Genomic DNA, 20,847 nt, shown 5'->3' with positions numbered 1-20,847 from the left:
TAGTTCTGCAACTAGCCCAGCATTTTCTGTGTTGCCGCTTACAGTATCAGTTAGGCAATGGACGAATGGCAGTAATCACTCGACGATGCTTTTTCTTTAACTGAATATGGCAAAGCTCCAATACCAAGCCAAACGCCATCGCAAAGTACACATAGCCTTTGTTTAGGTGAATACCGGCACCTTCTGCCATCAACAATGCCCCTAGCAATACTAAGAACAGTAAAGCAAGCAATTTAAAACCAGGGTATCGAGTGACAACGCTGTTAATTTTTTCAGCCGTCAACACCATTACGACAGCGGAGGCAAGTATCGCGGCGACCATAATAGGCACCTCACTTGTTAAACCAACGGCTGTGATGACCGAGTCCATCGAGAAAACCGCGTCAACCGCTACAATCTGTAGCAATACGACTGCGAGTCCCGTTCTAGCATGGGTAGAATGCACCACTTCGCTATGAGTTAACCAACCCCATAACTCTTTCGCGCTTTTTGCTAACAAGAACGCGCCACCACCAATCATGATCAAATCTTTACCACTTAGCTGTACGGTTTCAAACTGCAATACCGGTTCAGTGAGTGACATGACCCATGAGATAGAAAATACCAACACAATACGAGCCGCTACGGCCAAGGCGATACCAAGGTTTCGAGCCAGTGCTCTTTGATGTTGAGGTAAGCGTTCACATAGCACTGAAATAAACACGACGTTATCGACGCCAAGTATAATTTCAAGAGCAAATAGAGTGGCAAATATGGCCCAGGTCTCGGGCATCATGAAAAGATCTAGCATAGTGATGACTCCATAGAAAAGAAGTGCATCGGTTGGTTCAGCCGACTATAGGGGTCGTCCATTAATGGGGTATTCCTCTGTAATTAAGAGCCGACAGTAAATCACTTAGTTTGCTACTACACAATAGGGACAAATGTAACCAATCGTATCCGCTATTCATAAATTTATACTTATCCTTTTGACATAAAAATAACCCCGACAAACACCGTTCATCAGGGCTAAGTTGTCATCTGATGGTTCTATTTCACTTAAACCAATACCCCGCTAAATCGCGGTTCGATGACGTGACATAAATCGTATCCCCTTGCTGGTTCAAAGATTCGCTATGGAGCATACTGATCGTCGCTACCGAGAAACACTCGCCGGGTTGAAACTGAATTTCGTTTCCACTTACTACGTTTGCATACTGTGCGCAGTCACTAAGCTCAACATAGACCTGTTTATCACCACGGACTAAAGTCATAACAGAACCCAATCGGTTCTCGAACCGACCCTCCATATCCGAAACACTCACCTCATCAGGATCAAGGGCTTTCCCCACCATAGCGGTCGCTATCCCTTCTACATAACACTGCTGCGTTTGATCGTTAAGTAAACACGTCGTATCAAGTTCACTAAACGTCACTTCACCGCTTTGATCGTGGTAAGTGCCAACAGACAACACCGACGTGTTGTTGTCCAAGTGTTTCGTCAAATAGAATTGCCCATCATTTACCGTGAACTCGTAGCTCACAGCTGAACCGTCTATGAGTCGTGTGCCAACGTATGTCCCTCGGTACTGCTCGACAAATTCCCCTTGAGACGTGACACCAGAACCTGAGTCTGAATCATCACACGCAGTAAGCAGTGCCAGTGTAGAAACAGCAAATAATAATCGAAACATACCGCCCCCACTTACAGTTCACGTAATTGATAGCGGGTCCACTCTGACTTAGCAGAGGTAGCTTGGACATTCGCTTCAATCGTCGAAATGGTTACATAGCCTTTGGATAACGCCACACCTTCACTATCATCGGCTTGATCAGGGTAGTTTTGGTCAAGATCAATCACCACACCACCTTTATCAAGGTACATCTGTTTAGCCATTGCGAGTGCTTCTTCTTTGGTCATGCCAGGAACATTGGCCATAATACCTTCTGCCACCAACTCCATCGCCATTGCATTCTCAGACATATCACCAGCAAACTTCAGTACCAAGCCTCCATTGCCAGGGTTCCACCCGACTTTGGTATGCTTAAAGCCAAGGTGATTTTGCGGATCCACCGGAGTATTTACATTCAGCCCGGTGTAACGCGGCAACAAAGGCGCTCCAGCTTGTTGTTTTGCCACCAGCTCTTCTAGCAAGGCGACGACAATGGCAGCAACATAAGGGGCTTTTTCTTCGTCGCCATCAGCGGCGCTCACCGCTATCGCTGGTATTCCTTTCGCAATAGAAACATTGGCTGCACCCAACGTGCCCGAGTTATTGGTTAAATAGCCTAAATTATTCCCTTCATTGGGTCCGGAAATGACGACATCTGGCGCCTGCCCCCACTTCTCTTGAGCATAGACATCAATCCCATAAAGCGCAGCCATGGTTGGCGTGCCCTCAACAAAATCTTTGAATGCAACGCTCTCATCCGTGTCACCAATACAAACTTGATTATTGGCCAGTTCATCTCGATTCACGTTTACTGCTTCAAAGAAGTGTACCGCGCCACCTTTACCACTTTGCCCAGTACAAGGCGCAGACATAATAACGTCATGCCCTGCTTGCTGAAGCTTCTCATGGAGTACTTGAATATTATTGGTTGCCCAACTGTCATCATTAGTAAGAACAATATTAAGTGCATTCGCATTAAACGTGGCAGCAAGACCAATAGCTAAAGACAGGGCTGCAAACTTGGTGTTCATGTTGATTCCTTTCCTAAAGGGTTAATGTCGCCGACCACATTAGGAAAATGATGTGACAGTTTGGTTTCAAGCATCACTCTAACAATTTATAGATATCTCAAACTAGTAAGCAGTTGTTTTAATGGGCTTTAACTATCAACTATCACCAACTTACTTGATTTTAATTGATACTGATATCGCCCAGTTTTCTGGTCTCTAGTTTTCGTAAATAAGAAATCCTCGGCACAATTACCAAGTTGGTTTAACAGTTCATCCTTAATCTTATTTCGATTTTGATCGAGTGTTTTCGCCCGAAGCCCCTGTAGCTCAAGATCGTTGATTGCTCGGGCATGACCACCAAACTCACGCATCAGTTGGGCTAGCTCCTCACCTGCACGAATGTCAGGATGATGCATCGACGGGTTAACGAAAGGAGGCAAACCATTTAGCTGTCTCTGGGCGTACCACAAATAATAGAAAAATGGCGTTTTAGGCATGACAATCCGCCGGCCGTCAATCACCACGGTCTGAGTTGTTGGCTCAAACTGCAATTCGTACGAGGGATTCATGACCAAGTCAGGTACTTGATCACCTTTATTTAGGGCTTGTGGCACTTCTATAGCCTGCGTTTGTGGCTGCTCTAAACTTGAGGTTAGTACTACGTCGTTACCCTTTTGCAAAGGAGAGCGTGTATGACTACGCTCTCCTTTATGTCTGCGCCATAGCAATAGGATAAGTAGCGTGACAAAAACTGGGTTAAGTAATATCAGTGCCAACAGTTTGGCGTGCACCCAAACAACCTCAAGTGACCAATGAACGCCATATTGGCGCTGGTCAAATATAAAGTGTACATCTGCATCTACCGCTTCATTTGTTAAGGTTAGAGATATCTCTAAAACATTAACGTGCTTTACCACCGCCCCTAACCAGCCATAGTTAAAAGAAATGCCTTCAATCATTGTTTTTAGGCTCGCTTCACTTTTTAATACCAATGCATGGGCATCAAAACTGTTCACCGCAGCTTGCTGAAAAAGTATCGGGAGTTGCTGCTGCAATGCTTGAGCCAGGCTCTTTTCCAGTATGACATTCACAACAAGCCAAAATAATGGGAAAGAGCACACCGCGGTAATGAACCCTAACCATTGCACAGCGTCAACACGGCTAGCATATGGAATGAGATTAGCGGAAAGAATACGTTCCGCATTACAAAAAAATAAACGGCGACTTAACATGACTCACCGCGATCAACCGCCGAAGAAGAAAACAAGCCATGCGTCTCTTGACTAACGAAATAACGCTGAATAACACACCCAATCGATGATTCAACCGTTGTCGCAAGAAACCAACTGCCGAGTGAAGGCATCGTTTTTAATAAGGTTCGTTGCTTCATTGGCCAGCTTGCTAACCCAGACTCAATGCCTAGCGCTGGAATAAAATCGACTTCCCGATTAGAAAAAGCGCGGATCATTTGTTCACGGTTATCAAACCAACGCAGTTGCTCTGCAGGCACCACTATCTGGCGCTGTTTCAAAGCCAATAGAGGAATTAAATGTCCAGACTGACTCTTTTTGTCGCGCAATAATCCTACCGTTCGTTTGTAAAATACACTCTGGGTGACCGAATCTAATCTCATCTGAGCATACAGATAAATGGGGTATTGAGGATAAGAAAGCAGTTCATGGTAAAGCGTTGCATAATCCGGAACCAAACCATTAAGCTCTCTATGACGACTCATTACTAAATCGAACTCTTGCAGGAGCAACTCGTCAGCAGACAAACTCTCGCGCGATTTCCACGAAATTATGACGTCTTGATAGTGCGTCCCCCTGAGCAGTTCCTGACAAAGCACGGTCGCCAATTGCTGCGCACGCCAATCGGTTGGAATATAGATTCGAAACGAATCTTGTCCTGTCGATTCACTTACAACACAGTGGGTTTGAGCCAACCACTCCGGCGTATTCACCGTAATTTGAGGTCGTATCGTATAAAAATAGACACAAGATACCACCGCAAATAACGCGATAGCCTTGAGGTGTAGGTTAAATGACATAGTATTCCCTCACTATGCCTATCAAAATAATCTTCAAAGATGACAATTACATGAAAAGAGCCACATCATGCCAGACTCATTAAGAAAACGGTCATCTTAGCTCTTAACCTCTAGCTTTTAACTTTTAACTTTTAACTTTTAACTTTTAACTAGGCATTGAATAATGCTGGTACAACCATGTCTCTATACTCAATGAGCCCACGGTCATCACGAAAAGTACCGCAAGCAGCAGCCCCACTGCATACTGGATAACACTTAAAGGTCGGGGGCGGTTGAATAGTGTTGGGCTTAATCGACACAAAACGAATCGAAATAATACGAGCTCAGCTAACGTTAATCGCATGACAGTTATCCTGTTCCTCAATCTTTGCTCACCGATAGTACCCATCGGTCATGACAAACATATGTCTTCGAGCGAAACGTGACTCTGCAACGCTATTTTTCAATCGATGTCGTACTCGTTGGCATAAGATCTCGTTGCTCCTTCACGAGTCGTTCTTCACGAGTCGTTATAGTTTAAGTACTCCACACACAGGTCATAGAAGGCTTGCGCTTGAGGCGAAATGGTTCGCTCCGCTAACCGAAAGATGCCAATTTGACGCTCCAATGGCGGATCAATGAGCGGAATCCAAACCAATCGTGTCTCGTTCGTTGGGAACGCTAACTTAGGCAAGGTGGTAACACCAATACCCAGTTCTAATACCGAGAATAAAGACGTTATATTCTCGACAGAGTACAAAGCTTGCTCACTCAAAGCGCGTGCCGGGGTTGCATCTAACAGTGTGCAAGTTCCATTACGAATAAATGGCTGCTTCAATAACGTTTGCCACTCAATGCCATTGGGTTGCGATGCGATAGGGTTATCCTTCAAACAAACAACGCCTATTTGATCCGATATCAAGGGGGTAAAATCAATCGTGTCCTGTTCCAAGTTGGAGCTATTCCCCAATGCTAAATCCACTTCCCCTGAAAGCAATCGAGCCTCAACCCCAGCAGCATTGTCATCAATTAAACTCACTTCAACTAACGGATACCTTTCACAAAATGCGCCTAAAACACTGGGGATTAACTTCGCAGCAACCGATGGGACACTGGCAATTCTCACCCGACCTTGTTGCCCAGCCGCCGCCGCGCGGAGATCGTTATCTAGCGCTTTATAGACATTTAAGAATTTATGTACTTTTGGCAAACATATTTCACCAAAGGGCGTGAGTGTTGATTTGTTGCCCGATTCAAACAAAGGCTGCCCTAGAATTCTTTCCAGTTCTTTGATCGATGTTGATAGTGCCGCCTGTGAACGATTAGCTCGATGGGAAGCCGCTCGAAATCCCCCTTCTTCAACCACCATCACAAAATGATTCAATTGCTGAAGCTTAATCTGCATATGCTCTATCCCTTGCCAGCCCTTTATTTACCTTACTTAACGTAAGGTGATAAGTTTTTATTATCAAATGTAAAATATTTACCGTTAGATTTATCATATATCAGAAGGCAATATTTAACCATCTCGAAACATTACCGTTACATGGTTGGATATGAACGTGGACATTCAAACAAAAAAACACCCAGTTAAGACTGAACTTTTCGCCTCAAAAGCACCGCTTGAATGGGCTATTGTCAATAATGGTACGCTTTATACCGCTCAAATTCCGATTGATACGACGGGCGCCGTCGTTGAAGGGGGGATTGAGGCTCAAACTCGTCAAACCTTTGCCAACCTCGCCCATACATTAGAGTGCGCGGGAGAATCTCTCGATTCCGTACTGCAAGTCTTGATTTACGTAACCGACCGAGAATATTTAAAAACCGTCAATGCCGTTTACGCCGAACATTTCAACGCCCCCTACCCTAACCGAGCCGCCGTTGTCGTTGCCGGGTTAGCGCGCGAAGAGATGTTGGTTGAATTCGTTGTCTATGCGGCCGTATCAGAATCACAGACATAAGCATGCCGCTGACTGACGGCTAGCCGTGTTAATTATTGAGTTACTTTTACCCTTTACCGACGTTGCCAGACTCACATGCAACCACATCATGACAAGGACACCATCATGACTTTAGCTACCCTTCCTACTGAAAATGCACTTTATATTGCTGGAGAATGGCAATCTGGAATCAATACCATTGCCAACATCAACCCCTCAGATATCAGTGAAAATTTGGGGCAGTTCGCTCAAGCCAGCGAAGCGCAAGTTGAGCAGGCCATCTCGGCTGCTAAGCACGCGCAGCCAGAATGGGAGAAAACCCCTATAGAACGCAAGCAAGCGGTATTGCAAGCCATTGGTGATGAACTCATTGCCCGCTGCGATGAACTCGGCACGCTGCTTTCTAAAGAAGAAGGGAAACCATTTATGGAAGGTCGCGGCGAGATTTATCGCGCGGGTCAATTCTTCCAATATTTTGCAGCAGAAGTGCTAAGACAAATCGGTGACAGTGCCGACTCTGTTCGCCCTGGCGTCTCCGTTGAAGTGACTCGAGAAGCTGTGGGTGTCATTGCGATCATCTCACCTTGGAACTTCCCGACCGCGACGGCTGCATGGAAAATCGCCCCAGCGCTGGCATTCGGAAACAGTGTTATTTGGAAACCCGCTAACCTCACACCAGCCAGTGCCGTGGCGTTAACCGAAATCATTCACCGCCAAGGCATTCCCGCAGGGACGTTCAACCTTGTCCTTGGCAGTGGCAGCAAGGTAGGTAACACCTTAATTAACTCGCCTGATATCAACGGCGTTAGTTTTACTGGTTCCGTTGAAACGGGTCGTAAAGTTGCGGCTGCGACGGCCCCTAATTTTGTTCGCTGCCAATTAGAAATGGGCAGTAAGAACGCCTTAGTCATCGCCGACGACGCCGATATCCAAATTGCCGTCGAAGCAACCATCGCAGGTTCGTTTTCTGGTGCGGGACAAAAGTGTACCGCGTCCTCACGCCTTGTGGTGATGGACGGTATTCACGATGCTTACGTCGAAGCACTCATTAAGCGAATGAGCGAACTTAAGGTCGGTCACGCACTTGAAGAAGGAGTATTCATGGGGCCAGTTGTCGATGGCAATCAACTGGACGCCAATTTCGCGTGGATAGACAAAGCTCGCGAATGTGGCGCAGAGCTCGCGTTTGGTGGAGAAAAGCTCAACCTTAAGCATGATGGGCACTACATGTCACCCACTCTCTTTCTCAACACGAAAAACCACTGGGATGTTAACCAAGAAGAAGTCTTCGCACCAATGGCCTGCGTGATTCGCGTTGCTGATCTTGATGAAGCCATCGCAACCACAAACGACACGCGTTTCGGACTCACTGGCGGCATCATCACGCAGAGTCTACGTAGCAGCGCACTATTCAAACAACAAGCACAAACCGGTTGTGTCATGGTCAACTTGCCAACGGCGGGAACGGACTATCACGTACCGTTCGGGGGACGTAAAGAATCCAGCTTTGGACCTCGTGAACAAGGCCAGTACGCGAAAGAGTTTTATACCGTCGTTAAAACCGCATACCAACGTCCTTACTAAGACACGTGCGTGGAGCTTTGCTATGCAAGGCCAAAGCAAAGCTCCCACTTCAATCGAAAACCCGATACGAACCCGTAAGCGTGAGGAATGGCTATGTACCAACAACGGATTGTTATAGATGGATTGCAGTACTGCAATTGGGACCGAGAATATTTTCAAACCCTAAAACGCAGTGGCATCACTGCCGTACATGCCACTATGGTCTATCACGAGAATGCCAGAGAAACACTCACTCGCTTCGCCGAGTGGAACTTAAGGTTTGAGCAAAACGCTGACCTCATTATGCCAGTACACTCAATGGCCGACGTTGAAACAGCGAAAGCTCAAGGGAAAGTGGGGGTCTTCTTTGGCGCGCAAAACTGTTCGCCCATTGAAGATGAAATTGGTCTCATTGAGGTCATGCGTCAGCAAGGGTTGCTGATCATGCAGCTCACCTACAACAATCAAAGCCTATTAGCCACGGGATGCTATGAAAGCCATGACAGCGGTGTCACGCGATTCGGCAAGCAAGCCATCGAAGAAATGAACCGAGTTGGCATGATAGTGGATATGTCACACAGCGCCGAGCGTTCAACGCTTGAAGCGATTGACTTATCTTCACGGCCCATTTGCATCAGCCATGCTAACCCAAGCTTTGCGTTTGACGCACTACGTAATAAATCCAACAACGTGATCAAAGCGCTCACCGCTCGAGGCGGATTAATTGGGTTTAGTTTATACCCCTTTCATTTGCCAAATGGCAGCCAATGCTCCTTGGAAGATTTCTGCCAAATGGTGGCAAAAACCGCCGATATGGTGGGGGTCGAGCACTTAGGTATTGGTAGCGATCTATGCCTAAACCAACCTCAAGAGGTTCTAGAGTGGATGCGCAACGGGCGTTGGTCTAAAGCCATGGATTATGGGGAAGGATCAGCCAGTAACGCTGGATGGCCCGATGCGCTGCCATGGTTTTGCGGTAGCGCTGGAATGGAAAACATTTACAACGGATTAATGCGCCATGGATTCAGCGAATCCGAGGCAGGAAAAATACTGGGCGAGAACTGGTTTACCTTCTTACAACAAGGATTAGAGCCTATTTCGTAAAGTCGTAGCCCAAACATGGAACAGCCTGCTTAATAGCAAAAATAACAAAGTAGGTGTTAACTCAATCCTTTGTCGTGAACCCGAAATTCACGCAAAGAAACCTCTGGAGTCAGAGCATGTCAGATTTAACCAATAAAGTGAAAGCTACAAGTATCAAAGCTTCGAGAGTGCAGCCAGCGGAGATGACCGCTGCCTCCACTGGTGACAAACAAGCCAGTACTGATAACGCAAGTACATACGAAAACCTTGGATTAAGTAACCCTGCCTTTTGGTACAGCGGCGGCTTTATCGGTCTTTTTGTTGCCATCGCTCTATACGATGCCAAATTACTCTCTAATCTCGTTAACACCGGCTTTGCTTGGTCAGTAAATGTCTTTGGCCCCTATTGGCAACTGCTGCTACTTCTGACTTTTCTTATTGGTCTTGCACTTGCAGCAGGGCGAACAGGCAAAGTCATTCTTGGCGGAGTAAACAAACCCGAAATGGACACCTTCCGCTGGGTAGCGATTATCTTCTGTACCCTTCTTGCCGGAGGCGGCGTATTTTGGGCAGCAGCAGAACCTATCGCACACTATGTTAGCCCACCACCTTTATATGGCGCGCAAGAAAGCTCCTATCAAGGTGCGGTTAACGCCCTGTCTCAATCATTCATGCATTGGGGATTCCTTGCTTGGGCAATTGTGGGCAGCTTAACGTCCATAGTGGTGATGCACTTACACTACGACAAAGGATTGCCTCTTAAACCACGTATCTTACTCTACCCAGTGCTGGGAGAGCGTGCACTCAAAGGCCAAACAGGGGCCCTCATTGATGCCTGCTGTATCGTGGCGGTTGCCGCTGGAACCATTGGCCCTATCGGCTTTCTCGGCTTACAAATAAGTTATGCGCTTAATGCGTTGTTCGATATTCCAGATGGTTTCACTACGCAACTTATCATCGTAAGTTTTGCCATTGTGCTCTATACCTTGTCAGCGCTCAGCGGATTGAATCGTGGTATGCAGATGCTGAGTCGTTATAACGTGATCTTAGCGGTCGCGCTGATGATTTACATCCTAATGTTCGGGCCAACCAATTTTATCGTAAATGGCTATATTCAAGGTGTAGGAAGCATGCTCAATAACTTCCTTCCTATGGCGACCTATCGTGGTGATGAAGGGTGGTTAAGTTGGTGGACCGTGTTTTTCTGGGGCTGGTTCTTAGGCTACGGCCCGATGATGGCAATTTTCATCGCTCGTATTTCCAAAGGTCGCAGCATTCGTCAATTGGTCTCTATCATCAGCCTCGTTGCTCCTCTCGTGACGTGTTTTTGGTTCACCATTGTCGGCGGTTCGGGCTTAGCGTTTGAAATCGCCGATCCTGGTAGCGTGAGTAAAGCATTTGAAGGCTTTAATTTACCTGGCGCGCTACTGGCAATGACTCAGCAGCTGCCGTTTCCAATGCTAACGTCCATTCTATTTTTGATTCTCACCACTATCTTCATTGTCACGACCGGCGACTCGATGACTTACACCATTAGTGTCGTCATTAGTGGTGAAACCGAACCCAATGCGATTATTCGCACCTTTTGGGGGGTAATGATGGGGGTAACAGCATTAATCCTGATTTCCCTTGGTTCCGGCGGCATCTCCGCGTTGCAATCATTCATTGTTATTACCGCGGTGCCCGTTTCACTCATCTTGCTGCCATCACTGTGGAACGCTCCTCAAATCGCGATGAAACTAGCAAAAGAACAGGGACTATAGATTTACACAGCAGCCAAAACGCTGCCGCTGTGGATGCAGTAAAAGAAAGACACTCGTCAAACAGGTGAACATACATCTGAAGACGGCAGGCATAGCGGAGCGAGTTATCTCGCTCCGACTAGAACATCAACAATACTATAATTAAAATGGTGGTGAGCAACATGGATGCACATCCTACGACTTACACGACTACCCAACCTACACTACGCTCTGCTGACATCGTCATGGCACCGGCAAGATTAGGCGCAATGCATCAAAACCGAATCAGTTTTGTTCGCACGATCATTCGTAAAATGGCCAAGCAACAATGGACGGTATCCAAAGCCGACTGGCAACTTTCTCCGCAAGGGTTTGGTCATGTGACTTATAAGCTCACGACCCCTACACATACTTATCATCTAGTGGTATTTTGCGATGAGATCGCCGATGAAGATCGTAATGATCGCGTCATCGCTGAGCGATGGGATGTGACTTTCGCGTTAGTCGATGGCGAGGTTGATGTTGGACTCCTTGAGCAACTTCGAGCAAATGTCCCTTTACAAGAAGCAGGCAGAAATCCCAACAACGTTTTGGTGCTCGCTCGTGCCAACAAAAGTGTGCGTGTGTTCGAACACATCGTCAGTCACCTTGCCAAAGGTGACCAACCTAACCCAAGTGAACTGGCCAAGGTGGGTTATATTCTTAGAACGACTGCCGTTTATGGTAATGGTAAGTTTGGTATCGCAGACTTTAAACGACTAGAGAACAATCCCGATTTTAGTCAGTCATTTAGCGCCCAAATGTGCGCCGTTTATCTGCTACGTGAATTTAGCTTAGACTGGGTTAATTACCTCGCCACCCAACAAGGAGGCGAACACGCCACGTCACTAGCCCCATCACTGCAGCGTTATTTGGGCGTTGGAAATGCCACCGGGTTAGGTATGGCTCCTTATCTCATTAACCACCCAACGATCGTGGACCAGTGGATGACCACACGAGAGCAAGCACTGGCAGCGGTATTACATCATCCAGCGGAAGACAAACAATTATCTCCCCTTCAAGCGTTGCTCAGTAAAGCTCGCTTGCACTTACAGCAAGTGATCACTATTAACGATCAGCAGCGCCAATCCAATGCCAGCGCCATGGTTGAACTAGACCGCTTACAGCGTCAGCTACCCGTGTTAATTACGCAACATTCATCATGGGGGGAGATTATTCAGCATTGCACCGACATGAGCCTAGAAGCCCAAGAGATCGTTTTGTCGTGCTTAATGGAGATCTACCCTGAATTGGTCGATACTTATCAAGAACAGATGAACAGTGATGAAACCTTGTTCTTGCCTAGTGGCAAAAAAGTTCATGATCTGCAGACGACAATTGAACGCGCCTACCAATGGGCTGTCGATATCGATTTTTCTCTACCAGAGAACCACTATTGGTTTTGGTATCGCTCGCAAGACAAAGAAGAGCCCAGACTTGGCATTCGCGGAGAGGAGCTTGGCGAAGATAAAGAACTGCCGCTGGACGTAGCGCGCCAAGTTAACACCCTCTATCACGCATTACGTCAACACGAGTCCGAGTTGTCACTGGCTGAGTTTCTTGTACAGCATCCTCAGCACCGTGCGATTGCAAGACGTGTTTGGACGCTCGGTCATAAAGAAATGGGCGATATTCAAATGAATGTGTTACATAAAGACGCATTGCCAATGCATCTACTACGCTGCAAGCTAGCGGTATTTGGGGCGACCAAGTTTGACCCGCGTTCAGACCGTTGGGTTCGCGTCACCTTTTTCCAAGGCGCCCCTTTACTCGATGAAGTACACAACAATACCTTCGAGGATAATTGGATTTTCCCGCTACTACCAAGTAGCGAATCATTACAAAGCAACGAGCCGTTATCAGGAGGAAACGCATCATGTTAGTCTCTCATAATGAATTAGTCGCTGCGGTTAATAAGGCATTTCTTGGTATGCGTCGCTCATGCGGAGAAGCCGACGTCATTGCCAACATGGTTGCCGATCTACAAATGGTTGGACTGCACGGGGTGCGTCACTTTAATAACGCCAGTCGCTATATTAGTCATGACCAAGACCGCCCGGCTGATATTACGCTCACGCAGCCACAACGGATAAGCGTAAATCTTCACCATTGCAGTTTAGCGTGCCACCTGCCAGTTATAATGGACTATGCCATTGAAAAAATGATCGGCTCAAAGTCGATGACTATCGAACTGAATCATTGTCACAATCGCTGGTTAGCTTACAGTGAATTAGTCAAGCTAGCATCAAAAGGTATAGCCTGTATGGCAAGGTGGACCAATGGCAGCAGTCCTAAACATACTATGTATATCCTAAATCGCGGTTGTGTGGCACCCGAGTTATTCTTATCAGATGCACTAGACATTCAAGACACCAACAACCATAGCAACCATAGCAACCATAGCAACCATAGCAACCATAGCAACCATAGCAACCATAGCAACCATAGCATGATCATAGAGCTGTCCGTTCAAGACTTTGACGTAACAGCGCTTTCGCGTGATTACAGCCTGCATATCGATTCTAATGAACTGTCACAAGCGCAACAAAATGCGTGGCATAATGGTATTAGCGTTGACGACCAAGAGTGGGGACTGCTTAAACAAACGGCAACCGCAATACTGGTGGAAAACAGTGAACAGTCGGTGAAAGGGGCTGGAGAAGTGGCTTAGCTACCTGTTTAGTGATGGCCTTTGAGATTATGATCATTGGCATTACCGCCTTGAATCGCATAATTTCTAGTATGACTGTTCTGTAACATCAATTGATAGCGCTCGTGGTTCTGATAAGCTCCGATCCAAAGCGCTATTCACTTTATCAACCCTAATTTGAACGGTCTATCTTGATTGTGTTACGAGCATGAACCACAGCAACCCGTTGGGGTATCATGCTTGCCTTTACCCTCGGCATTATTCTTATCCGCCATCTTTTCCGATGAGCTAGGCTTCTTTTCTTGGGTCGCTTGGGCGTCTTTCTTTTGAAAAATTTTCTTAATTGATAATGTCATGTCTGATTCCAAATCTGTTGGCTAAATATGTTGGCTAAATATGTTGGCTAAATAGTAGTCGCACAATACCATAGTAAAATAGTCAACTATTGATCTCGCACATCTTTTCTGTGCTTAACCTCAAACAGTCTATACATGCATACCAACAACACTGATGAGCTGGCGGATGAAAAACGCGGCATCGCGACTCGATCAAATAACACACAAAAAAGCCCGCTCACTTATGAACGGGCTTAGTCTCTATTTATAGCCGTGCTCTTTGTGTATGAATACTCACGAACTCGGCTATTATTGTCAGCCAGTCACTATAGAAGCTTACTTGTCATCTAACTTAACAAACATCGAGGTTAGGACAAACGAGAGAGCAAACACACCGCAAACACCCAGTACCGCTTGAATAAAGTTTTGTGTACCACCCGATAGATACGCTGGCAAACTAAACACTGAAGACAAGATATAGCTAGTAAGGTGCGTATCAATAGTCACAGAAATGGCACCAAAGATACCGGCCGCTAAGCTCGCTGTCAGCATCGCTTTGGTGTACTTCGTTAACACACCAAATAACGCAGGCTCTGTAATACCAAGAATTGCCGTAATGCCAGAACTCACTGTAATTGATGACTCTTCCTTAGACACGGTCTTGCGTTGCTTGTGCCAAATCGCCATAGTCGCCCCTGCAATCGCCAGATTGCCTAAACACATGATTGGCATTAGCAAATCTTTATTATACAGCGCAAAGTTGTTCAAGCTGATCGGCGTCATGCTGTGATGAATACCAAACACAATTGTAATTGGGCGAGTAATACCAAATACAAAGCCAGTTAACGTTGGGGAGATTTCCAATAGTGAACCCACTACCCAACCCGCACCATTACTTAACCAAATACCTAAAGGTCCGACAGCAGATAGAGTAATCGTCGACGTAATCGCAAACGCAAACAACGGCGTAAACACTGGTTTTGCCACAGATGGGATCAGTCTATCGACTAATGGCGTCACTTTAGACAGCAACCAAACAGCAAGTATCGCAGGAACGATAGCACCGCCATAATTGAGCAGTTCAACAGGGATAACTCCCATAACTTTTAGCTCAGCAAGCTCTCCAATGCCGTTTAACGCCGCTGCCTTATCTGCTAATTTTGGTGACAGCATCGCCGCTGCCACTGCCAACGCAATGTATTCGTTGACTCGAAACATCTTCGCAGCAGAAAATGACACCAGCATCGGTAAGAAGAAGAATACCGCGACTGAGATAGAGCGGAAAAAGAATACGGTATCTGAATCTTCGGAAATAACATTGGTCGCAATCAGTCCCGATAGTAGACCCATCAACATACCTGCACCTGCAATCGCCGGGACGACGGGGCCAAAAATACCCGCTACGATGCGCATCGCACCTTGGAACAATTTGCCTTTACTTGCCGTTTCTATCGCTTCTATGGAATCATCGTCAGATGCTGTGTTAGCAGGCAGTGATTTAAACCACTGCTCTACTTCAACGCCAACAATGACTTGAGTCTGTCCTTCCTGAAAAACCACGCCTTTTATACCATGAATACTCTTTATCACTTCGCCATCGGCAAGCGATTCATTTTTCAATTTGAATCGCAGACGCGTCATACAATGCGTCGAGTCTGCAATATTGTTAATACCCCCAAGAGCATCAACCAACAGGCCTATTTTTTCTTTTATATTCATATTTTTAGATGAGGCTATCTTTGCTGGATCCAATGCATCCATAGGTTCATTCGCTTGCATATATCGTCCGAATTCTTATTTTATGATGAATTTGTCTGTTTGTATAATACGGAGACGGCCTATAAATCCAACTCGAAAAAGTGAGAAAGCAATCACACTTCAACATCGAATTTAGCACATTTCATGATATTTCCAGAATTGGTCTGTTTTTCATTAACTATTACCACTAATAATGAACCAATAAAAAATAGGCTATTTTTTACTTGATCAAACCTGTTTTTAGCGGTTAGATAATAGCAGTTAATTTATATAGGCAGCATCATTGTGAAAGAAACCATTATATCTGGTATTGAATGTATTATTACCAAACCAGACAGGCATAATTTAGTCACTGTCATTGTTGAAACCAATGCTGGTGTCACTGGCTATGGCTGCGCGACGTTCCAACAACGCCCACTCGCGGTTAAAACGATGGTAGATGAATACTTAAAGCCTCTGCTTATTGGGAAAAACGCCAATAATATAGAAGATTTATGGCAAATGATGATGGTTAATGCTTATTGGCGTAATGGCCCAGTTATTAACAATGCTATTTCAGGCGTTGACATGGCACTTTGGGATATTAAGTCCAAACTTGCTAATATGCCTTTACACCAATTATTTGGTGGTAAGTCTCGTGATGCTATTCCTGTATATACTCATGCCACGAGTGATTCAATGGAAGGTATTTACAAACTCGTTGATGGTTTCCTTGAACAAGGCTATAAACATATTCGCTGCCAACTTGGTTTTTACGGTGGTGTGCCAGAAAATATCCATACAACAGAAAACCCAACTTCTGGATCCTATTACGACCAAGACCAGTATATGGATAACACGCTGACCATGTTTAAATCGCTTCGCGAGAAATATGGTAATGAATTCCACATTCTCCATGATGTGCATGAGCGCCTATTCCCTAATCAAGCGGTGCAATTTGCAAAAGATGTTGAGCAATACAAGCCATTCTTCATTGAAGATATCTTGCCGCCAAGTCAAACCGAGTGGTTAGATAATATAAGAAGCCAAACCTCGGTATCTCTTGGGCTGGGTGAGTTATTTAATAATCCCGAGGAATGGAAGTCTCTCATTATTAATCGTCGCATCGATTTTATCCGCTGCCATGTTTCACAAATTGGTGGTATCACACCGGCACTAAAGCTAGGGTACTTCTGTCAACACTTTGGTGTGCGTATCGCATGGCACTGCCCGCCTGATATGACACCGATTGGTGCCGCAGTAAATACTCACTTAAACGTTCATTTGCACAACGCCGCTATCCAAGAGCATGTTGAATATAAAGAGAATACCCATGCGGTGTTCCCAAATGCACAAGAACCCAAGAATGGGTATCTTTATGCCTCTGAAGTCCCTGGTATTGGTGTTGAGATGAACCGCCAAGCTGCTACTGACTATCCAGTGGAATATCGTCCACATGAATGGACACAAAGCCGCTTACCTGATGGCAGTATTCATACACCTTAATGGGTGGGTACTATTCTAACCCATGAATAAAATAGCCGCTTTGCGGCTATTTTTTATCTCGATATTGAATGTTTTTACTATTAAATGGGGTGTGATACGTGCATTGATAATTTATATCTATAATATCACTGACAATAAACACTTCACCATTCGAGAGAAAACCACGGTTGGTAATATTCATTGCCGCTGCACCACGCTTACAATCTAGCAGTTGTGCTTCTTCTTTTGAAGTATTTACTGCACGGTAGGTTGTGAGATATTGTTCAATATCTAAACCTATGTCGAGTGCGTGCTTTTGCAAAGAGTTTTCTATAATCGTATCATTCATTTTTGGAAATAGTTTTACCGGCATTCTCGCTTCTTCTACTTGAATGACTTTTCCATCAATGAGCCTTAAGCGCTTTACATTCCATATATAATCGTCATCGTCCAAAAGAAACACACGTTTCTCATTTGAATCCATCACTCTTTTGTTCAATGTCAGCTTACTATACGACATACTCTTGAAACTATTTTCAGTAATAGAGTTATACACAAGGGGGTTATTATTAATGTCTCCATTAATAAATATACCAGAACCAGACTTCACGGTAACAATACCGATAGATTCTAATTTTTCTAGTGCTTTTCTTATGGTAAACCTAGACACCTCATAACTTTCTGCAAGCTCTCTTTCTGAAGGCAATTTCATCGTAATAACATTCTGACAGATCTTACTGATAACGTCTTGAACGATAAACTCATATTTTTTCATCGGATTATGAAAACCTAGTAATTAGAGGGGCTAAAAGAGTGTGAATACAACATTGCACATAAACTATCGACTATCGACTATCGATGCTAGCTTTTGAAAATACTTTACCTAACTCCATAATTTTAGGCGACTATTCTCTTGAGATCCATCTTTATTAATAAGTTCTCTCTCGTCCTCTCGCTATCAAAAACACCACTCCCGAAAGGCCGTCTCTATCGTGAAGCCCCCCACTGAACAGCAAAGATTGTACGATGACTAAGCTAACGCGTGCAAAACCACTTAATATACCTTACAATCACGCAAAACCACTTAAGCAAATTCCATTACGTTAACAAACACAATCATGTTAACTGCCTCATATGGCACGGTTTGAACATGAGTCTACCGATAACGATGACGCAAAACGCTATGACACAACAAGCTATGACCCAAGATGAACGATTACTAGCAATGCAAACCTTGCTCAATCAAAAAGGCAAAATTACCCTTAATGATCTCTGCGAGCAATATGCGATCTCCCGGGATTCTGCTCGACGTGACCTCGTCAAGCTTGCTCAACAACCCGGTATACAACGCATTCGTGGTGGTGCGATAATTTCTCCGGTCACTCCATATGCAATAGCCTATCAGCAAAAAACCATTAGTCAGGCAAAAGTGGACATCGGCCAACTCGCCGCCAGCCTAGTTGAAGCGAATGACTATGTACTGCTTGATACGGGAACGACAGTAACTGCAATGGCAACGTACCTACGCGCCCCGCTTACTGTCGTCACCAATTCGGTCGATTGTTTATCAACACTCACTCGTGGCGCAGACTCAATACACAATGCAGAGCAAAAGATTGGGGTTCATATTTTGGGTGGGGAGTTTGACGTGTTTCATCGTGCCATTCTTGGCAGTAATGCGACTAAGCAATTAGAAAGCTACCGAATTAACAAAGCATTCATAGGGGTTTGCGCCTTATCAGAACATGGAGTTTCCACCAGCAGCGAAGCCGAAGCCTCGATGAAGCAAGCGATGATCGCACAAGCTGAAACGACCATTTTAGTTTGTGATAGCAGCAAGTTTGGCCAGCAAAACTTTTTCCAAGTTTGCAACTTTGAGCACGTTGATGTGATCGTTTGCGATCAAGCCCCGCCCGCTAACATTGCCAGTCAGCTTGCCAAGCACGATATCGACATCATTCTTACGACCCCTTCGACGAAGAGCTAAACACTATGGATTTTACCCCTATCAAAACCGCCGTCATTGGTTACGGATTTTCAGCAAAAACTTTCCACATCCCATTTATCAGCAACATGGCTGAATTTGACCTGTGTGCGATTAGCAGCAGCCAAGCGGAGTCCGTCACCAATGATTGGCCTACCGTGGCGCATTATCACACCGCCGATGAGCTGCTCAATCACAGCGATGCTGACTTGGTGATTATCACCGCACCCAATGACGTGCACTTTTCATTGGCGAAAAAGGCCCTAGAAAATAACAAGCACGTCATCATCGAAAAGCCATTTGTGACTCAGGTAGAAGATGGCGAGACTCTCGTTGCGCTAGCCGAGAAACAGCAACGTGTACTCAGTGTTTATCATAACCGCCGTTGGGATGGTGATTTCCTTACCGTCAAAAAGCTCATCGAAGAAGGTAAGATTGGCGACATTAAACACTTCGAATCTCACTTCGACCGTTTTCGCCCTGAGGTTCGTCAACGCTGGCGTGAACAGACCACAAATGGTGGCGGCATTCTGTTCGATTTAGGTTCACACCTTATTGATCAATCTTTAGATCTTTTTGGTTTGCCGGACGCGATTACCGCCCAATGCTTGATGCTAAGAGAAGGCTCTTCGAATGTGGATTACTTCAATGTCACACTGCATTATCCCACCCACGTCGCGCTGTTACACGGAGATCTCTTTAGCGCTGCGCCAAATCATCGCTTTAGCGTCAAAGGTACGAAAGGTAGCTATGAAAAATTCGGTCTCGATCCCCAAGAAGAAAGATTGATCGCGGGTGTTTCGCCATCAGAGCCAAATTGGACAGAAGAAGCAGTCGAGCATTACGGTAATCTGTATCACGCAGACTCCATCAACACGGTGGTTACTGAGCCAGGCAATTACCAACACTACTTTGCAACTATGGCAGAGGCGATACGCAATAACGGTCGCCCACCTGTTGAAGCGAACGACGCGATTTGGACCATAAAAATTATTGAACTAGCGATGGAAAGCAGCCGACTTGGTAAGACCGTAGCCGTTGAAAAGTAGTGGTTCAAAAGGAGCGATGAAAATGGTTCGGAACAGGAACGCTCTGTTTCGATACCAACGAGCACGGCTTTCCAACGCTAGTCAAAAAGTCGTGCTCTACAAAAGACATCAATTCGATGAAGTGAGCCGAATGTAATTTGCTAGGAGTGATTCTCTAGGAATAGACAATATCGCTCTCGATATAGTCTTCATCACTAAACCAAGTAACGGTGCCCACGTAGCCATTTTCATTCAGTTTGGTGTCAATTTGCGCCGCAATTCGTGCGGTCATTTTGATCCAACCCTCTTCGTTTTCTAACCCTTCTAGCAATTCACCGGCGATAGCTTGCGCTGCCGCATCCAATTGCAAACTCATATAATGCATTCTTAGTTACCCATTGATGACACGATTCATCGTCGCTACCGTACGACAATTCGTCTGTCGCTTATCGACGTTACGACAGCTGAGCGCGCATTATGAGGGGAAACTCAGAAAACTGTTAGTGAATTTGCTCACTTAACCGCACGCGTCGTCATCACTTAATGAAAACAATCACCACAAGCATT

Annotated in this window: 18 protein-coding genes and 1 pseudogene; 9 read left to right on the top strand and 10 right to left on the bottom strand. The window is 45.4% G+C overall.

The annotated features are described in order from the left end of the window. Positions 1 to 46: 46 nt before the first annotated feature. The 6 genes from L4D05_RS16805 to L4D05_RS16780 all read right to left on the bottom strand — a co-directional run bounded on the left by L4D05_RS16805 (position 47) and on the right by L4D05_RS16780 (position 6,096). Positions 47 to 790 carry a TerC family protein gene (locus L4D05_RS16805; protein WP_428794704.1) on the bottom strand — a complete coding sequence of 248 codons (744 nt, stop codon included), beginning with the start codon at positions 788 to 790 and terminating at the stop codon, positions 47 to 49. A 244-nt stretch (positions 791 to 1,034) separates the two neighbouring features. Next, complete coding sequence (locus tag L4D05_RS16800; protein WP_428794703.1) at positions 1,035 to 1,673, bottom strand: hypothetical protein; 639 nt, start codon at positions 1,671 to 1,673, stop codon at positions 1,035 to 1,037. A gap of 11 nt (positions 1,674 to 1,684) precedes the next feature. Then, on the bottom strand, positions 1,685 to 2,683 hold the full coding sequence (locus L4D05_RS16795) for a 5'/3'-nucleotidase SurE (protein WP_428794702.1): 999 nt from the start codon (positions 2,681 to 2,683) through the stop codon (positions 1,685 to 1,687). A gap of 128 nt (positions 2,684 to 2,811) precedes the next feature. Further along, positions 2,812 to 3,894, bottom strand: a complete 1,083-nt coding sequence (locus L4D05_RS16790) for a hypothetical protein (RefSeq protein WP_428794701.1) — start codon at positions 3,892 to 3,894, stop codon at positions 2,812 to 2,814. Beyond that, positions 3,888 to 4,712 carry a hypothetical protein gene (locus L4D05_RS16785; protein WP_428794700.1) on the bottom strand — a complete coding sequence of 275 codons (825 nt, stop codon included), beginning with the start codon at positions 4,710 to 4,712 and terminating at the stop codon, positions 3,888 to 3,890. Before L4D05_RS16785 ends, L4D05_RS16790 begins: the two co-directional genes overlap by 7 nt. Positions 4,713 to 5,211: 499 nt before the next feature. Continuing rightward, on the bottom strand, positions 5,212 to 6,096 hold the full coding sequence (locus L4D05_RS16780; protein WP_428794699.1) for a LysR family transcriptional regulator: 885 nt from the start codon (positions 6,094 to 6,096) through the stop codon (positions 5,212 to 5,214). A 157-nt stretch (positions 6,097 to 6,253) separates the two neighbouring features. On the opposite strand from L4D05_RS16780, the gene L4D05_RS16775 reads away from it, so the two are divergent. The 6 genes and pseudogenes from L4D05_RS16775 (at position 6,254) to L4D05_RS16750 (ending at position 13,732) form a co-directional block, all read left to right on the top strand. Continuing rightward, the gene (locus L4D05_RS16775; RefSeq protein WP_428794698.1) at positions 6,254 to 6,655 is read left to right on the top strand and encodes a RidA family protein; all 402 of its coding nucleotides are present in this window, start codon (positions 6,254 to 6,256) and stop codon (positions 6,653 to 6,655) included. A gap of 105 nt (positions 6,656 to 6,760) precedes the next feature. Further along, positions 6,761 to 8,218: an aldehyde dehydrogenase family protein gene (locus L4D05_RS16770; RefSeq protein WP_428794697.1), complete on the top strand. Its 1,458-nt coding sequence runs from the start codon at positions 6,761 to 6,763 to the stop codon at positions 8,216 to 8,218. Positions 8,219 to 8,311: 93 nt separating this feature from the next. Continuing rightward, a complete protein-coding gene (locus tag L4D05_RS16765) occupies positions 8,312 to 9,301 on the top strand; it encodes a membrane dipeptidase (RefSeq protein WP_265674237.1) in 990 nt (329 codons plus the stop codon). Between the two features lie 230 nt (positions 9,302 to 9,531). Next, positions 9,532 to 11,043: pseudogene (locus tag L4D05_RS16760) on the top strand (BCCT family transporter); the annotation flags it as partial. A gap of 161 nt (positions 11,044 to 11,204) precedes the next feature. Continuing rightward, a complete protein-coding gene (locus tag L4D05_RS16755; protein ID WP_428794696.1) occupies positions 11,205 to 12,944 on the top strand; it encodes a hypothetical protein in 1,740 nt (579 codons plus the stop codon). Then, a complete protein-coding gene (locus tag L4D05_RS16750) occupies positions 12,938 to 13,732 on the top strand; it encodes a DUF3726 domain-containing protein (RefSeq protein WP_428794695.1) in 795 nt (264 codons plus the stop codon). The genes L4D05_RS16755 and L4D05_RS16750 overlap by 7 nt, the downstream gene beginning before the upstream one ends. A gap of 179 nt (positions 13,733 to 13,911) precedes the next feature. On the opposite strand, the gene L4D05_RS16745 is transcribed toward L4D05_RS16750, so the two are convergent. Further along, positions 13,912 to 14,067, bottom strand: a complete 156-nt coding sequence (locus L4D05_RS16745; protein ID WP_265674241.1) for a CCGSCS motif protein — start codon at positions 14,065 to 14,067, stop codon at positions 13,912 to 13,914. A gap of 315 nt (positions 14,068 to 14,382) precedes the next feature. Then, positions 14,383 to 15,825, bottom strand: a complete 1,443-nt coding sequence (locus tag L4D05_RS16740) for a PTS transporter subunit EIIC (protein ID WP_265674242.1) — start codon at positions 15,823 to 15,825, stop codon at positions 14,383 to 14,385. 264 nt (positions 15,826 to 16,089) lie between these two features. Here L4D05_RS16740 and L4D05_RS16735 point away from each other — a divergent pair, with 264 nt between their 5' ends. After that, positions 16,090 to 17,289: an enolase C-terminal domain-like protein gene (locus L4D05_RS16735; RefSeq protein WP_265674243.1), complete on the top strand. Its 1,200-nt coding sequence runs from the start codon at positions 16,090 to 16,092 to the stop codon at positions 17,287 to 17,289. Positions 17,290 to 17,335: 46 nt separating this feature from the next. On the opposite strand, the gene L4D05_RS16730 is transcribed toward L4D05_RS16735, so the two are convergent. Continuing rightward, positions 17,336 to 18,043 (bottom strand): GntR family transcriptional regulator, encoded by a 708-nt coding sequence (locus L4D05_RS16730; RefSeq protein WP_265674244.1) that lies wholly within the window; start codon positions 18,041 to 18,043, stop codon positions 17,336 to 17,338. 375 nt (positions 18,044 to 18,418) lie between these two features. On the opposite strand from L4D05_RS16730, the gene L4D05_RS16725 reads away from it, so the two are divergent. Continuing rightward, positions 18,419 to 19,255, top strand: coding sequence for a DeoR/GlpR family DNA-binding transcription regulator (locus L4D05_RS16725; protein WP_428794694.1), 837 nt, complete (start codon positions 18,419 to 18,421; stop codon positions 19,253 to 19,255). Positions 19,256 to 19,260: 5 nt separating this feature from the next. Next, entirely contained in the window at positions 19,261 to 20,301 is a 1,041-nt protein-coding gene (locus tag L4D05_RS16720) for an oxidoreductase (protein WP_428794693.1), read from the top strand. 154 nt (positions 20,302 to 20,455) lie between these two features. On the opposite strand, the gene L4D05_RS16715 is transcribed toward L4D05_RS16720, so the two are convergent. Next, positions 20,456 to 20,656, bottom strand: a complete 201-nt coding sequence (locus L4D05_RS16715) for a hypothetical protein (protein ID WP_265674247.1) — start codon at positions 20,654 to 20,656, stop codon at positions 20,456 to 20,458. Between the last annotated feature and the right edge of the window lie 191 nt (positions 20,657 to 20,847).

The sequence above is a fragment of the Vibrio nomapromontoriensis genome, assembly GCF_050337205.1.
GTDB classification, from domain to species: domain Bacteria; phylum Pseudomonadota; class Gammaproteobacteria; order Enterobacterales; family Vibrionaceae; genus Vibrio; species Vibrio nomapromontoriensis.
Note: the sequence above shows the minus strand (reverse complement) of the source record. Positions and strands in the feature narration are given on the sequence as shown.

Coding starts and splice junctions, on each gene's coding strand:
- L4D05_RS16785 (WP_428794700.1), bottom strand. CDS start 4,712: ATGTCATTTAACCTACACCTCAAGGCTATCGCGTTATTTGCGGTGGTA.
- L4D05_RS16750 (WP_428794695.1), top strand. CDS start 12,938: ATGTTAGTCTCTCATAATGAATTAGTCGCTGCGGTTAATAAGGCATTT.
- L4D05_RS16755 (WP_428794696.1), top strand. CDS start 11,205: ATGGATGCACATCCTACGACTTACACGACTACCCAACCTACACTACGC.
- L4D05_RS16770 (WP_428794697.1), top strand. CDS start 6,761: ATGACTTTAGCTACCCTTCCTACTGAAAATGCACTTTATATTGCTGGA.
- L4D05_RS16795 (WP_428794702.1), bottom strand. CDS start 2,683: ATGAACACCAAGTTTGCAGCCCTGTCTTTAGCTATTGGTCTTGCTGCC.
- L4D05_RS16765 (WP_265674237.1), top strand. CDS start 8,312: ATGTACCAACAACGGATTGTTATAGATGGATTGCAGTACTGCAATTGG.
- L4D05_RS16805 (WP_428794704.1), bottom strand. CDS start 790: ATGCTAGATCTTTTCATGATGCCCGAGACCTGGGCCATATTTGCCACT.
- L4D05_RS16725 (WP_428794694.1), top strand. CDS start 18,419: ATGAGTCTACCGATAACGATGACGCAAAACGCTATGACACAACAAGCT.
- L4D05_RS16720 (WP_428794693.1), top strand. CDS start 19,261: ATGGATTTTACCCCTATCAAAACCGCCGTCATTGGTTACGGATTTTCA.
- L4D05_RS16715 (WP_265674247.1), bottom strand. CDS start 20,656: ATGAGTTTGCAATTGGATGCGGCAGCGCAAGCTATCGCCGGTGAATTG.
- L4D05_RS16790 (WP_428794701.1), bottom strand. CDS start 3,894: ATGTTAAGTCGCCGTTTATTTTTTTGTAATGCGGAACGTATTCTTTCC.
- L4D05_RS16740 (WP_265674242.1), bottom strand. CDS start 15,825: ATGCAAGCGAATGAACCTATGGATGCATTGGATCCAGCAAAGATAGCC.
- L4D05_RS16745 (WP_265674241.1), bottom strand. CDS start 14,067: ATGACATTATCAATTAAGAAAATTTTTCAAAAGAAAGACGCCCAAGCG.
- L4D05_RS16780 (WP_428794699.1), bottom strand. CDS start 6,096: ATGCAGATTAAGCTTCAGCAATTGAATCATTTTGTGATGGTGGTTGAA.
- L4D05_RS16800 (WP_428794703.1), bottom strand. CDS start 1,673: ATGTTTCGATTATTATTTGCTGTTTCTACACTGGCACTGCTTACTGCG.
- L4D05_RS16730 (WP_265674244.1), bottom strand. CDS start 18,043: ATGAAAAAATATGAGTTTATCGTTCAAGACGTTATCAGTAAGATCTGT.